General features: G+C 68.5%; 11 protein-coding genes and 2 tRNA genes. 4 read left to right on the top strand and 9 right to left on the bottom strand.

What is annotated here, in order from left to right; all coding sequences use genetic code 11:
* Positions 1-106: 106 nt before the first annotated feature.
* From map to RSA25_RS15990, 9 genes are all read right to left on the bottom strand, one after another.
* Positions 107-877 carry a type I methionyl aminopeptidase gene (gene map / locus RSA25_RS16030; RefSeq protein WP_332809837.1) on the bottom strand — a complete coding sequence of 257 codons (771 nt, stop codon included), beginning with the start codon at positions 875-877 and terminating at the stop codon, positions 107-109.
* On the bottom strand, positions 874-1086 hold the full coding sequence (locus RSA25_RS16025) for a ParD-like family protein (RefSeq protein WP_332809836.1): 213 nt from the start codon (positions 1084-1086) through the stop codon (positions 874-876). Before RSA25_RS16025 ends, map begins: the two co-directional genes overlap by 4 nt.
* A 112-nt stretch (positions 1087-1198) precedes the next feature.
* Positions 1199-2101, bottom strand: coding sequence for a cation diffusion facilitator family transporter (locus tag RSA25_RS16020; protein WP_332809835.1), 903 nt, complete (start codon positions 2099-2101; stop codon positions 1199-1201).
* Positions 2102-2128: 27 nt separating this feature from the next.
* Positions 2129-4417 carry an Orn/Lys/Arg decarboxylase N-terminal domain-containing protein gene (locus tag RSA25_RS16015; protein ID WP_332809838.1) on the bottom strand — a complete coding sequence of 763 codons (2289 nt, stop codon included), beginning with the start codon at positions 4415-4417 and terminating at the stop codon, positions 2129-2131.
* A gap of 21 nt (positions 4418-4438) precedes the next feature.
* On the bottom strand, positions 4439-5797 hold the full coding sequence (gene adiC, locus RSA25_RS16010; protein ID WP_332809834.1) for an arginine/agmatine antiporter: 1359 nt from the start codon (positions 5795-5797) through the stop codon (positions 4439-4441).
* A gap of 51 nt (positions 5798-5848) precedes the next feature.
* Entirely contained in the window at positions 5849-7258 is a 1410-nt protein-coding gene (locus tag RSA25_RS16005) for a DcaP family trimeric outer membrane transporter (protein ID WP_332809833.1), read from the bottom strand.
* Between the two features lie 458 nt (positions 7259-7716).
* Positions 7717-8532, bottom strand: a complete 816-nt coding sequence (dsbG, locus tag RSA25_RS16000; RefSeq protein ID WP_332809832.1) for a thiol:disulfide interchange protein DsbG — start codon at positions 8530-8532, stop codon at positions 7717-7719.
* A gap of 40 nt (positions 8533-8572) precedes the next feature.
* Positions 8573-9373 carry a TlpA disulfide reductase family protein gene (locus RSA25_RS15995; protein WP_332809831.1) on the bottom strand — a complete coding sequence of 267 codons (801 nt, stop codon included), beginning with the start codon at positions 9371-9373 and terminating at the stop codon, positions 8573-8575.
* 169 nt (positions 9374-9542) lie between these two features.
* Positions 9543-10610, bottom strand: a complete 1068-nt coding sequence (locus RSA25_RS15990) for a helix-turn-helix domain-containing protein (RefSeq protein ID WP_332809830.1) — start codon at positions 10608-10610, stop codon at positions 9543-9545.
* Between the two features lie 221 nt (positions 10611-10831).
* On the opposite strand from RSA25_RS15990, the gene RSA25_RS15985 reads away from it, so the two are divergent.
* The 4 genes from RSA25_RS15985 to RSA25_RS15970 all read left to right on the top strand — a co-directional run bounded on the left by RSA25_RS15985 (position 10832) and on the right by RSA25_RS15970 (position 13918).
* Positions 10832-11230, top strand: coding sequence for a heavy metal-responsive transcriptional regulator (locus tag RSA25_RS15985; protein ID WP_332809829.1), 399 nt, complete (start codon positions 10832-10834; stop codon positions 11228-11230).
* Positions 11227-13629 carry a heavy metal translocating P-type ATPase gene (locus RSA25_RS15980; protein ID WP_332809828.1) on the top strand — a complete coding sequence of 801 codons (2403 nt, stop codon included), beginning with the start codon at positions 11227-11229 and terminating at the stop codon, positions 13627-13629. Before RSA25_RS15985 ends, RSA25_RS15980 begins: the two co-directional genes overlap by 4 nt.
* An 85-nt stretch (positions 13630-13714) precedes the next feature.
* A tRNA-Ala gene (locus RSA25_RS15975) sits at positions 13715-13790 on the top strand.
* A 52-nt stretch (positions 13791-13842) separates the two neighbouring features.
* Positions 13843-13918: transfer RNA gene (locus RSA25_RS15970), tRNA-Glu, on the top strand.
* Positions 13919-14021: the final 103 nt, after the last annotated feature.

Here is a 14021-nt window from a genome sequence, read left to right as displayed (position 1 = left end):
TACCAGAACGAGGCCTTCCTCAAACTCGTCTCCACGCGAACCCCGTAGAGCCGGGCTCTGCCCGGCTGCGAAGCACCCGCGCCCGTCCGGCCACGCACAGCATCCATCACGCAACCAGCCCACGCTCCTCGGCGCGCAGGGTCAGCACCTCCACCCCGTCGGCGGTCACCAGCACCGTATGCTCGGCCTGCGCCGACAGCTTCCCGTCGCGCGTGGTCACGGTCCAGCCATCGTCGCTCATGTCGATGGCCGCGCGGCCCTGGTTGATCATCGGCTCGATGGTGAAGGTCATCCCTTCCTCCAGTTCCAGCCCGTCCCCCCGCCGCCCGTAATGCAGCACCTGCGGCTCCTCGTGCATCTCCCGGCCGATGCCGTGCCCGCAGAACTCGCGCACCACGCTGTAACCGTGCGCCTTGGCATGCTGCTGGATGGCAAAGCCGATGTCGCCCAGGGTCGCGCCCGGGCGCACCACGCCGATGCCTTTCCACATCGCCTCGCGGGTCACCCGCACCAGTCGCTTGGCCGCGTAGTCCACCTCGCCGATCAGGTAGGTCTTGCTGGAATCGGCGATGTAGCCGTTCTTCTCCAGGGTGATGTCCAGGTTGACGATGCTGCCGCTGCGCAGGATCGCGTCGGCCGACGGCACGCCATGGCAGACCACGCTGTCGATCGAGCTGTTGAGCACGAAGGCGAAGTCGTACTGGCCCTTGCTGGCCGGGCGCGCGTGCAGCTCATCCACGATGAAGCGCTCCACCCAGTCATTGACCTGCAGCGTGCTCATGCCTTCCAGCGGCAACGTGTCCAGCGCTTCGAACACCTGGGCCAACAGACGCCCCGATGCGCGCATCAAGGCCTGCTCGTCGAGGGTCTTGATCATGCCTCGGCCACCCGCAAAGTCCCCGGCGCGACCCCGGCGGCACGCAGCTCGCGGCTGACGATCTCCTGGTAGCTCATGCCGGGGTTCATTTCGCACAGCATGCCGATCTTGATCCAGAACCCGGCCTGGGCATTGATCGAACGGCCGGAGACGCCGCTGGCGCGGCGCAGGTTGTCGTGCAGTTCGTCGTCGATGTTGACGATGCCCATGGGCGGTCTCGGCAAGGGGGAGGATATATGCATCATATATGCCTCGTATATCCACCGCAAACCATGGCCCGCCGCCACGGCACCGCCGTCCTGCGCGTCGCCAGCCGCGTCCTCAGGTCCAGGCCGGATCGGCGGTGAAGTCGATGGTGAGCCAGAACTCACTGCCGCGCGCGTCCAGGCGTTCGGCGATCTCATCACGCAGCCGGTCCACGTTGCCGATGTTGCCGATGACCGTTTCCGGATGGGTCAGGATGTGGATCTCCACGAAACGCATGCGCCCCATCTTGGCCACGTGGCTGGTGAAATCCAGATACCCATGCTCGGCCACGAAGTCAGTCATCACCGCCTGCACGCGGGCGTCCAGCGTGTCCGGCGCCACCTGCAGCACCTCGCGCATCGCCGTCCATGCGCTGCGCAGCGGCACCGGCAGCACCGCCAGGCTGATCGCGGCCAGCACCAGCGGGTCCAGGTAGGGAATCCAATGCGCATGTGCGCCCCCGCGCAGCAGAAGTGCCAGCGCGAAGGCCAGCACCACCGCCAGGCTCATCAGCCCGCTCAGCAGCCAAGCACGCACGTCCAGCCACAGCAGCGGCGACTGCAGCCGGCGCGCGCGCGTGCGCACGAACGCGGCCATCGCCAGGTTGCTCACGCACAGCACGATGGCCCACACCAGCGCCGGGCCGGCCTTGACTTCATGGCCGCCGGTGGTGAGCCCGATCACCGAGTTGGCCAGCGCGTAGATGCACGCCAATGACAGAATCGCCCCGCCCAGCGCCTCCACCATCGGCTCCAGGTGCCAGTAGCCATACTGGAAGCGCGGGCTTTCCTCCCGCGCCACCAGCCGCAGCACCGACAGCGCCACCAGCGTCAACGCCACATCGACCAGGCTGTACACCCCGTCGAACAGGATCGCCTGCGACCCCACCAGCAGGCCGCCGGCAAAGCCGGTGGCGCTGACGGCCAGCGTCACCGCGATCGAGAACCTCAGGACCCGCTGCTCGCGTGTTGTATCCATCGCTCGCCGAAGGCCTGCGCGTGGGCGTCAGACCTTCAGCACCTCCACCTTGTAGCTCGGCGTATCACCGTCACGGTCGATGATAAGCCCGTGCACGTCCGACTCGAAACCGGGGAAGCGCGCGTTCTGCTCGCGGGCGATGCGTAGCGACTGGATGATCGGCTCATCGCTGGCACCGAAGCGCTCGCCCGGCATGATGGTGGGAATGCCCGGCGGATACGGCACCAGCATCGTGCCGGCGATGCGGCCGCTGATCGCTTCGATGTCGACGCGCTCGATCTGCCCGCGCACAAGGTGGTCGTAGGCCTCGGCCGGGGTCATCACCGGCTCGGGCAGGTCCACGTACATCTCGCGCATCACCTGGGCCACCGCGAACTCGCGGTTGAAGGCGTGCAGCGCCTGGCACAGGTCGCGCAGGCCCCACCCGGCGTAGGCCACCGGATAGTCGGCGGCCAGCCCGGGCAGCGCGCGGGTCAACGGGGCATTGGCGTCATACAGCTCCTTGAACGCCATAAGCTCGGTCACCAGCGTGCTCCACTTGCCCTTGGTGATGCCCATCGAGAACAGGAACAGCACCGAGTACAGGTTGGTCTTCTCCACGGTGATGCCGCGCGTCCACAGGAACTTGCTCAGCACCGCCGCCGGCACGCCGCGCTCGCCCAGTGCGCCGTCGATGGACAGCCCCGGCGTCAGCAGCGTCACCTTGATCGGATCGATCAGCACGTAATCCTCGACCAGGCCGTCGAACCCGTGCCAATGCGCGTCCGGCTGCAGGTACCACTCGCTGCGCTTGGCCATCATCGGCGCCGGTGCATCGCCCTTGGCCAGCGAGCGCTCCAGCTTGTCCGGCTGCCACACGCTGAACCACCAGTCGTCGCGGCCGAGGTCTTCGCGCACGTGCAGCATGGCGCGGCGGAAGGCGATGGCCTCGTCGTGCATTTCCTGCACCAGCGACTCGCCGGCCGCCCCCTCCATCATCTTCGAGGCCACGTCGCACGCGGCGATCACCCCGTAGTGCGGGCTGGTGGTGGTGTGCATCATGAACGCTTCGTTGAAGCGCTCGGCATCCAGCTCGCGCGTGGCCGCGTTGCGCACGTGGATCATCGAGGCCTGCGAGAAGGCGGCCAGCAGCTTGTGGGTGGAATGGGTGGTGAAGATGATCGCGTCCTGCTCGCGCGGCTTGCCCTTGGCCATGCCGTAATGGTTCTCGTAGAACGGATGGAACGCGGCGTAGGCGTACCAGGCTTCGTCGAAATGCAGGAAGTCCACCGCGCTGCCGATCTCCTCGGCGATCTTCTCGGCGTTGTAGCACAGCCCGTCGTAGGTGGAATTGGTGACCACCGCGATGCGCGGCTTGGAGCCGGCCTTGAACGCCTTGCTGGCCAGCGGATTGGCGGCGATGGCCTGGTGCAGCGACTCAGGCGTGAACTGGTCCAGGCTGATCGGGCCGATGATGCCGTGGGCGTTGCGGCTGGGGGTGAAGTACACCGGGATGCCGCCGGTCATGATCAGCGAGTGCAGCAGCGACTTGTGGCAGTTGCGGTCCACGAACACCACATCGCCCCGGCCCACCGTGCCATGCCAGACGATCTTGTTGGCGGTGGAGGTGCCGTTGGTGACGAAGAAGGTGTGGTCCGCACCGAAATTGCGCGCCGCCTCGTTCTCGGCCGCCTTGATCGGCCCGCTGTGGTCCAGCAGCGAGCCCAGCTCCGGCACCGAGATCGACAGGTCGCTGCGCAGGGTGTTTTCCCCGTAGAACTGGTGGAACGCGCGGCCCACCGGCGACTTGGTGAAGGCCACCCCGCCCGCATGGCCGGGCGTGTGCCAGGAGTAGTTGGAGTCGGCGGTGTGGTGGATCAGCGCCTTGAAGAACGGCGGCAGCAGGTTGGCCATGTAGTCTTCGGCCGCACGCATCACCTGCCGGGCGATGAAGCTCTTGGTGTCTTCAAACAGGAAGATGTAGCCGTGCACGAACTTGAGCAGCTTGCTCGGCACCTTCTCGATCGTGCGCCGCTCGCCATACAGGAACACCGGCAGGTTGCCGCGGCGCGCGGACTGCTCGCGCAGGAAGCCGAGCAGGCGCTGGAACTGCTCGGGCTGGTCCTCGGTGCCATCGATGGAGATCAGCACCGCCGAGGCCGCCACGTAGGTGCGCGCGCCGGCCTGGGCGTCGGCCAGGGTCAGCCCGCACAGCACGCGCTGATCGCTCTTGCGCAGCTCTTCCACCAGCGCGCGGATGAGGATGCCGCCGATGCGCGGGGACTCGTAATCGTCGTCGATGACGATGATGGGGTAATCAAGCGACTTGAAGTACACAGGCATTCTCCTGGGGATCGATCACGAAAGCGTCGTGCGTGGGGCGGCACCGGTGGCGTCCAACGGCGGCAGCTGGCCGCGCTGGCGGCGGCGCTCCTCGCTGAAGAACGGGTAGAACACGGTGATGAACAACACGAACAGGAAGGCGTACTGGACGATGCTGCCGGAGGAGCCGAAGATCGCCCACAGGCAGTACACGACGGTGATGCTGGTCAGCAGCCAGAACGCGCCGGTGTGCACCAGCGTGTGCGAGCGCTCCACCACGAAATAGCAGGCCACGCACGAGTAGATGTAGGGCAGCAGGGTCAGCACCACGGCCGCCGAGGTGATCACGTCGAACTGCGCCGAGGCGGTCTCGGAGGTGGAGGTGACCAGCACCGCCAGGGTCATCAGCACCGCCACGATCAGCACGCCCTTCACCGGCACGTCGTCCTTGTTGGTCTTGCTGAAGATGCTGGGGAACAGCCCGTCGTCGGAGGCGGCCTTGGCGCTCTGCGCGGTCAGCAGGATCCAGCCGCCCAGCGAACCGGCCGCCCCCACGAAGGCGCACAGGCTCACCAGCGCCCCGCCCCAGCCGCCCACCGCATTGGCGGCGGCCAGCGCGAACGGCGCGTCGGACACCTGCAGGGCGCCGTTGGGCACCATGCCCATGATCACCGAGGAGCTGGCGATGTAGGCGATGGCCGCCAGGAACACGCCGGCCAGGGTGGCGCGTGCCACGTTCTTCTCCGGGTTCTCCACCACCCCGGCAGTCACCGAGGCCGACTCCACGCCGATGAACGCCCACAGCGTCAGTGCCGCCGCGCTGGAGATGGCGCCGAAGTTGGACTCGCCGGACACGTTGTAGGCGCCCTTGAAAATGGTCGGATCGAAGAAGAACCAGCCGAAGATCGCAATGCCCAGGATCGGCACCAGCGCAAAGCTCGTGGTCACCGTCTGCAGCTTGCTCACGAACGCCGGGCCGATCACGTTGGCAAAGCTCAACGCCCACACCAGCGCCAGAACCGCGATGCAGCGCGGCAACGGCTCGGACAGGATCGGGAAGAAGTAACTGAAATAGCCCACCGCCGCGATCGGGATGGCCACGTTGCCGATCCAGTTGGCGAACCAGTAGATGGTGTTGGTCTGGAAGCCCATGTACGGCCCGAACCAATCCCGCGCATACGCGTAGGGGCCGCCGGCCTTGGGCGCCAGCTTGCCCAGTTTGGCGAACACGAAGGCCAGCAGCAGCGCGCCGGCGGTGGTGATCAGCCAACCCCAGATCGAGGCGGTGCCGATCTTGGCCAGGCTGGAGGGCAGCAGGAACACGCCGGACCCCATCATGTTGCCGGCCACCAGGAAGGTGGCACCGACCACCCCGATCTTCTTCGCTTCTGCCATGACGCTTTCTCCTTTGCCAGGCATGGGCCCGGTCGCGCCGGGCGTGAGGGACTACTTGATGAAGTTGTATTGCAGGCTGCCCTGCAGCCGCATCGTGTCGCCGCGCCGTCCGCTCTGCTGCTCCAATTGCCCGTACAGCAGCTCCATGCCCATCGTCCAGGACGGGGCCGGGCTCCAGATCAGGTTGAACACCCCATACCGGCTGCGCCGGAAGGCATCGGCGGCCAGCGCTTCATTGCGCGGGCTGTCCAACTGGCCGTAGATCAGGTTGGAGCGCCACACCGGCGACCAGTAGTGCGTGTAGCCCACGAACCCGCCGTAGAGCCGCAGCAGTTCCAGCCGCCCGTCACTGGCCACCACCGCATCCATGCCCGAGCCGGTCAGGTCGGCGGTGTAGCGCCCGATGCCCTTGCCGCCCAGCGCACCGAACAGCAGCAGGTCCTGCTCGCCCACCGCGGCCGAGCCACTGAGCTGCAGGCCACCGCCGAGCCGGCGGTCATCGCCGTTGTCTCCGTCATAGCCCAGGCTGCGGGCCACCGCGCCCAGCTGCACGTGGCCCCAGCCACGCTCCATGCGCGCGGTCACGGTGAGGTCCGGGGCCTGGTCCACCGCGGAGATGCCCTCGCCCGGCGCGCTCAACTGCGTGTCCGGATCTTCGGCGGCCACGGTGAGCGTGTTGCCCTTGCCCATGGCGAAACTGTGGTGGATGCCGGCCACCAGCAGGTAGCCGGCGCCACCGGGCCCGGCAAAATCCAACGTGTCCGGCAGGCTGTCGGCGTCCATGAAGCTGGAATAGCCGTAGCCGGCATACGTGTTGCCCAGCTGCCCGTAAGCGTGGCGCAGGCGGAACGCGTAGCCGTCGCTGCTGCCGAAGAAATCATTCTCCAGGTAGAAGCGCAGGTTGCCGTGCGTGGTAGGCCGTCGCGCTTCAAAACTGAAGCGGGTCTGCCTGGCGTGCAGGGTGAAGTTGGACACGTCGCGGTGCGCGGCGCCCACCGGGATCGACGATGTCACGAACTGCGATTCGTCACCGGCCGCGCGCGCATCGGCGATCGCATCCAGCTTGGCGTAGCCGCCGATGCGGATCAGGGTGTCGGTGCCGGGGATGGCGAAGAACCCCTTCAACTCCGGATCGGTGGGGCCGGCGGCGCTGTCCGGGCGCGAGGCCGCCGAGGACGGGTCGGACACCGAATCGCGCGCGGGCAGGATCGCCTGGCCGCCGCCGGGCACCTGGCCCGGGCTGGCCTGGGCCAACGTGCCGGTGGGTGGGCTCGGCGCTGGCGTGGCGGCGCGCGTTGCCGCCGGTGCCGCCTCCAGCGCATCCAGCCGCTTCTCCATCGCCGCCAGCGTCTGCCGCAGGGTCTGGATCTCCTGCCGCAACGCATCGGCCGAATCCTGCGCGTGGGCAGGCGTGGCCGACAGGACCGTGGCACAGGCAAGCGTCAACACAGCCAGGCGCATCACGTTCTCCATGAACCGCAGACAGCCGCGCCGTCCGCCGTCCACGCATCGGTGTGCGCGACGATGATCGGCAACCCGGTACTGCATCGCAGGCGCACGTCCACCGCGACGGCGCGTGCCGGACCTCCGGCCATCCGCCTGCCGCTGCAACGCTGCCCACGTGGGATTCCCTCCTCATCCCGGGTGGCATGACCCATACCTGCGGCATGCCAGCGCCCTGAGTAACAATGGCCGGGTGAGCATTTCGTGAAGTGTTCACGTCGCCGGCATGACCGCGCGGTTGGCGCGTAGCGCGTGGCGCCCTGAATGAAGGTGTTTGCAGGCATACACACAGCCTATGCCGCGTGCGTATTTCGTCGTTGATCCAGATCAACGACCGGGCCGGATCACCCCCAGCCCTCGCCGCCGGACGCACACCGGCCTTGCACCGGCGCGCGCATTCGCAGGGGGTGGCGCGCTCAGCGCGGCCCCATCACCGCGTCCAGGTCCTTGCCCTGCGGCAGGCCCGAACGACGGTCCAGCAAGCCCTTCTCATCCTTGAACAGGATGCCGGGCGTGCCCTGGAACCCCATCTCCAGCATCAGTTCCTGGTTGGCATTGAGCTTGTTGGCGATCGCCGCGCTCAGGCTCGGTGCCGGCTTGATGCCGCCCTTGTCGAAGGCGTGTTCGTTCTCCAGCAGCGCGGCACTGGGGTTGGGCGCGGTCAGGATCGCCGCGGCCTTGGCCGGGCTGTCTTCGCGGATCACCCCCACCATGATGTGGCGCAGCTGCACCTTGCCGCTGTCCACCCACGGCCGCGCGGCTTCCCAGAAGCGGTGGCAGTACGGGCAGTTGGCATCGCTGAAGGTGTAGACCACGCGCGGCGCATCGGCACGCCCGTCGCGCACCCAGGTGCTGGCATCGAGCTTGTTCCACATCCGGTCGGACATCGGCTTGGCGGCCAGCTTCTCCAGCGCCGCCGCGCCCACTTCCTCGCCCTTCTCATCGAACAGGCTGCCCACCAGCACGTGCTTGCCGTCCGGAGTGACGTAGGCCGCGGCCGGCTGCTGGCCGCCCACCACCCCGGAAAAGCCGCGCAGCCCGCCGGGCGCATCGAATTCGCCCAGCACCTCGAAGCCATGCTTCTCGATGCCCTTGAGCACCGCCGGCGGGCTGCCGGCCTTGCCGGTGGGGGCCGCCGGGGCCGGCGTCTGCGCCTGGCTGGCAGCGGCCAGGCCCAGCAACAGCGTCGTGGCCAGCAGGGTGCGCATCGGGCGCGGGGTCTTCAACAACATGGCAACTCCTGGTTTCAGTAGAACAACACGCAACGCGCGCTCAGCGCAGGGCATCGAGGCGGGCCTGCAGCGCGGCCGCGCTCAGTTCGCCCATGTGCAGCCCCTGCAGCCGGCCGCGCGAATCGAAGAACAGGGTAGTCGGATAGGCGTGCACCTGCAGCCGTTCGGCGGTCACACTGTCCGGATCCAGCAGCACGTTATGCAGCGACAGCCTTTCGCGGGCGATGAACTGCTGCACCGCCTGCACATCCTCGCCCTGGTTGGCGAACACGAAATGGACCTGCGGCGTGCGCCGCTGCGCCTCGGCAAACACCGGCATCTCGCGCCGGCACGGGCCACACCAGCTTGCCCACAGGTTGACCACCACCGGCGTGCCGCCCTGCCCGGCCAGGCCCACCGGTTCGCCCTGCAAGGTGTGCAGGGTCACCGCAGGCAAACCGATGCGCACCTGCTGCCACTGCGCCATGCCCAGTGTCAGGCCCAGCCAGCACACGCCACCGGCCAGCGCGCCGGCCCATACCGGGCGGCGCAGGGCCGGCCAGCGCCGCAGCCGCCACGCCGCCCACGCCACCGCCGGCACCAGCCCGGCCCACCACAGCCATCCGCCGTCGCCCAGCCGCAGCACCGCCCACGGATCGTCCAGGTAGGCGCGCGCGTGCAGCAACACAAACCCCAGGCGTCCGCCGAACAACCCCAGCAACAGCATGTCCAGCAGCAAGGCCGCCGCGGTCGGCTGGCCCTCGCGCACCGGCGGGCGAAGCCAACGCGCCACGCCGATCGCCACCAGCGCGGCCAGTACCATCCACACCACACCCAGCGGCACCGGGCCAAGACTGCTCATCATTCAACGTTCTCCAGCCCAGTGGCATGCGCGCCACTGCACTTCTGCATTCGGCCCCGCGGCCATGGTCACCGCACGCTGCCGATCGGGCAAGCCGCGCTGGTCCATATGAGAACGGCAGGCCGCTTGCGCAGGCCTGCCGTTGCAGGGCCATCCTGCGTGGCGCAGGTTACGCCGCCGAACGCAGCGGCTCGGCGAGGTCGGCGGGCGCCGGCGCGCGGCTGCGCCCGACGCGACTCTGCGCGATGATCTGCCGCCGGTAGCGCGACGGAGTGATCCCCACGATGCGCAGGAACAACCGCCGGAACGCGCTCTGGTCCGAATAGCCGACCGTCCAGGACACTTCGTCGACGATGCCGCCGGCCTGCAGCAGCAGCTGCGCCTTGGCGATGCGCAGACGCTGGCAATACTCGATGGGGCGCAGGCCGGTGGCTTTCAGGAAGCGCCGCTGCAGCGTGCGCGGCTCCAGCCCGGCCGATTCGCAGATGTCCTGCAGGGTCACCCCGCGTGCGGCGATGGTGTGCAGCCAGCGCTGCGCCTTGAGGATGCCGCGGTCGCCATGGGCGAAGTTGGGGCTGAAGCGTTCCAGGTCGTCCTGCACGGCGCGCGGAATCACCAGTTGCAGCTGCTGGATCGCCTCGGCCATCACGCTCTGGCCGTACACCCGCGCCAGCAGGCGCAGGCTCAGGTACTTCCAGGCATCGGCGCCGGCGGCGGTGAGCAGGTCGCCGTCGTCCACCAGCGCACGGTCGCCCTGCGCCCAGCTGGCCACGGTCGAGGCCAGCGACGGGCACCGCGAGATATCCGGCAGGCTCACCGTGCGCCCGGCCAGCACGCCACTGGCGGCCAGCACCAGGCCGCCTTCATCGCAGCCGGCCAGCACGCTGCCACCGTCATGGCAGTCGCGCACCCAGGCCAGCATGCGTTCGTCCTGCGGCGGCAACGGCCAGCTCGGCTCGTTGCCGGGCACCACCACGATGGCCGGCGGCGTATCGCCGAACAGTTCGGCGCCGGCCACCCGGTGCATGCCCCGCGGCGACAGCGTCCAGCGGGTCACCAGCATGCGCGCGCCGGAGCGGCGGCCCGCCGCGGCGGTGCGGTTGCAGCGCTGGGCCAGTTCGGACAGTACCGGGGCGGCGGCGCGCAGGCTGCCGGGGTACTCGAGCACGGCCACTTCCAGCAGCGCCGGCGACGTGGCCTTCAGAGGGGCGGACAGGGGGGCGACACGTGCATCCATGGGCAAACTCCTCAAGCAACGTCGAAGACCAGCGGAACCCAGGCAGGACAAGGGATTTCGCGAACCTTCACGAGCCTACGGAGGCACTGCGGCGTGATCTATGAAACAAGTTGTATCTTTGCCCCCATCGGCACCGGTCAGTGGGCAACGCTTCAGCAACCCTTGACTCTCGACCAGACTCCAGGGTTTAGGCTGCCGTCCAGCTCTTCAACGAGGTGGATATGAACATCGGACAGCTCGCGCGCCAGGCCGGCGTGCCCATCGATACCGTGCGCTATTACGAGCGGCAGCAGCTGCTGCCCACCGCCAGGCGCAGCGCGGGCGGCTATCGCCTCTTCGACGACGCGGACCTGACCCGCCTGCAGTTCATCCGGCGTGCGAAGGCGTTGGGCTTCACCCTGGAAGAGATCGGCGAGCTGCTCGGCCTCAGCGACCAGCGCGGGCAGGACATGGCGCAGGTCCGCGACAGCGCCGTGCTCAAGCTGGCCGACATCCAGCAACGCATCACCGAACTGCAGCGCATGCACGCCGCGCTCCAGCAACTGGTGGACGCCTGCCCGGGACATGGCGACCTGCAACAGTGCCCGATCCTGGGTGCGCTGACCGAGGCACGCCCATGAGCGCGCATTCCCCCGACGGCAACGCCGGCAAGGGCCACTGCTGCGGCAGCACGCCGGCCAGCGCCGGTGCCGGCGACGCCGCGGCGGATACGCAACGGGTCAAGGACCTGGTCTGTGGCATGCAGGTCGACCCGGCCCGCACGGCGCACCACGCACACCATGCCGGCCACGACTACGCGTTCTGCAGCGACGGCTGCCGCCGCCGGTTCATCGCCGAACCGGCGCGCTACCTCGACCCGGCTTCCCACGTGGCCGCGCCGGTGCCGGCCGGCACCGCCTACACCTGCCCGATGGACCCGCAGATCGTGCAGGACGGCCCCGGCACCTGCCCGATCTGCGGCATGGCGCTGGAACCGATGATGCCCAGCCTGGACGAGGGCGAGAACCCGGAGCTGACCGACTTCCATCGCCGCTTCTGGTTGAGCCTGCCGTTGAGCGTGGCCACGTTGGCGCTGGCGATGCTGGCGATGACCCCGCTGCTGCATGGGCTGTCGCCGGCGGTGCGGGTCTGGATCGAGCTGGCCCTGGCCAGCCCGGTGGTGCTGTGGGCCGGCTGGCCGTTCCTGCAGCGCTGGGCGCAGTCGATCGGCAACCGCAGCCCCAACATGTGGACCCTGATCGGCACCGGCGTGCTGGCGGCCTACGGGTACAGCGTGGTGGCCACCCTCGCCCCGGGCGTGTTCCCGCCCTCGTTCCGCCAGCACGGCCACGTGGGGGTCTACTTCGAGGCCGCCGCGGTGATCATCTCCCTCACCCTGCTGGGGCAGTTGATGGAGCTGCGCGCACGCGCCAGGACGTCGGCGGCGATCAAGGCGCTGCTCGGCCTGGCGCCCAGGACCGCGCGCGTGCTGCGCGAGGACGGCCGGGAGGAAGACGTGGAGATGGCCCACCTGCAGCCCGGCGACCGCCTGCGCGTGCGCCCCGGCGAGAAAGTGCCGGTGGATGGCACCGTGCTGGAGGGACGTTCGTCCGTGGACGAATCCATGCTCACCGGCGAACCGGTGCCGGTGGCCAAGCAGGCCGGCGATGGGGTGATCGGCGCCACCCTCAACGGCACCGGCAGCCTGGTGATACGCGCCGAGCGGCTCGGCGATGACAGCATGCTGGCGCAGATCGTGCAGCTGGTGGCGCAGGCCCAGCGCTCGCGCGCGCCGATGCAGCGCATGGCCGACACGGTCGCCTACTGGTTCGTGCTGGCGGTGCTGCTGGCCGCCCTGCTGACCTTCCTCGGCTGGGGCCTGTTCGGCCCCGTGCCCTCCTGGACGCATGGCGTGCTCAGCGCGGTCGCGGTGCTCATCATCGCCTGCCCGTGCGCGCTGGGCCTGGCCACGCCGATGACCATCATGGTGGCCACCGGTCGCGCGGCCCAACACGGCGTGCTGTTCCGCGACGCCGAGGCCATCGAGGCGCTGCGCCAGGTCGATACGCTGGTGCTGGACAAGACCGGCACGCTCACCGAGGGCCGCCCGCAGTTCCGCCACGTGCAGGCGGTGGCACCGTTCAACGCCGATGACGTGCTGCATTGGGCCGCCAGCCTGGACCAGGGCAGCGAGCATCCACTCGCGGCGGCGATCGTGGCCGAGGCCCGGCAGCGGGGGCGCACGCTGGCGGCGGTGGACGGCTTCGATTCGCTCACCGGCATGGGCGTGCGTGGACGCGTGGAGGGCAAGGCACTGCTGCTGGGCAACGCCGCGCTGATGCAGGCGCAGGGCATCGCGCTGACCGCGCTGGATGCGCACGCCGATGCGCTGCGTGCCGAGGCGGCCAGCGTGATGTACCTGGCCGTGGAGGGGCGGCTGGCCGGGCTGGTCGCGGTGGCCGATCCGATCAAGGCGTCCACCGCCGAGGCGATCGCCGCCTTGCGTCGCGCTGGCCTGCACATCGTGATGGCCAGCGGCGATGGCCGCGCCACGGCCGACGCGGTCGCGCGCACGCTGGGCCTGGAGGAGGTGCACGGTGACATGCGCCCGTCCGACAAGGCCGCGTTGATCCGCACCCTGCAGGCGCAGGGGCGCAAGGTCGCCATGGCCGGTGATGGCATCAACGATGCGCCGGCGCTGGCCACCGCCGATGTCGGCATTGCGATGGGCAACGGCACCGATGTGGCCATGTCCAGCGCGCAGGTGACCCTGGTCAAGGGCGACCTGCGCGGCATCCTGCGCGCGCGCCGACTATCCACCGCCAGCGTGCGCAACATGCGCCAGAACCTGGGCTTTGCCTTCCTCTACAACGGGCTGGGCATCCCGGTGGCGGCCGGCGTGCTGTATCCGCTGGGCATCACGCTGTCGCCGATGCTGGCCGCCGTTGCGATGAGCCTGAGCTCGGTGTCGGTGATCAGCAATGCACTGCGGCTGCGTCATCAACGACTGCCCGATGCAGGCACGTCGCAGCGTGGATGATCGTTCAACGTCGCGAGGCGAAATTCATGCAGTTTTTGCTTGCCATTCCGAAACCTCGTCGCTATGATTTCGCTCCTCACGACGTGGGGCCATAGCTCAGCTGGGAGAGCGCCTGCATGGCATGCAGGAGGTCGGCGGTTCGATCCCGCCTGGCTCCACCACTCCAATCATTAGGCCGATTGAAGTGCAGTGACAAAATTTGAAGTTTCGTGCGTCCCCATCGTCTAGAGGCCTAGGACATCACCCTTTCACGGTGGCGACCGGGGTTCGAATCCCCGTGGGGACGCCAATTGAAAAACAGAAAAGCCTCGACTTCGGTCGGGGCTTTTTTGTTGCGGCTGACCCGTCCTGAATTGAGTTGACACCTTTTCCCTCTGGAAAAGGAATGTTCA

This window comes from Stenotrophomonas sp. (assembly GCF_036662295.1).
Lineage (GTDB): Bacteria > Pseudomonadota > Gammaproteobacteria > Xanthomonadales > Xanthomonadaceae > Stenotrophomonas.
This window is presented reverse-complemented; position numbering and strand designations above follow the sequence as displayed.

Bases quoted from the DNA above. Each gene is read 5' to 3' on its own strand.
- map (WP_332809837.1), bottom strand. From the start codon at position 877: ATGATCAAGACCCTCGACGAGCAGGCCTTGATGCGCGCATCGGGGCGT.
- RSA25_RS16025 (WP_332809836.1), bottom strand. From the start codon at position 1,086: ATGGGCATCGTCAACATCGACGACGAACTGCACGACAACCTGCGCCGC.
- RSA25_RS16020 (WP_332809835.1), bottom strand. From the start codon at position 2,101: ATGGATACAACACGCGAGCAGCGGGTCCTGAGGTTCTCGATCGCGGTG.
- adiC (WP_332809834.1), bottom strand. From the start codon at position 5,797: ATGGCAGAAGCGAAGAAGATCGGGGTGGTCGGTGCCACCTTCCTGGTG.
- RSA25_RS16005 (WP_332809833.1), bottom strand. From the start codon at position 7,258: ATGCGCCTGGCTGTGTTGACGCTTGCCTGTGCCACGGTCCTGTCGGCC.
- dsbG (WP_332809832.1), bottom strand. From the start codon at position 8,532: ATGTTGTTGAAGACCCCGCGCCCGATGCGCACCCTGCTGGCCACGACG.
- RSA25_RS15995 (WP_332809831.1), bottom strand. From the start codon at position 9,373: ATGAGCAGTCTTGGCCCGGTGCCGCTGGGTGTGGTGTGGATGGTACTG.
- RSA25_RS15990 (WP_332809830.1), bottom strand. From the start codon at position 10,610: ATGGATGCACGTGTCGCCCCCCTGTCCGCCCCTCTGAAGGCCACGTCG.
- RSA25_RS15985 (WP_332809829.1), top strand. From the start codon at position 10,832: ATGAACATCGGACAGCTCGCGCGCCAGGCCGGCGTGCCCATCGATACC.
- RSA25_RS15980 (WP_332809828.1), top strand. From the start codon at position 11,227: ATGAGCGCGCATTCCCCCGACGGCAACGCCGGCAAGGGCCACTGCTGC.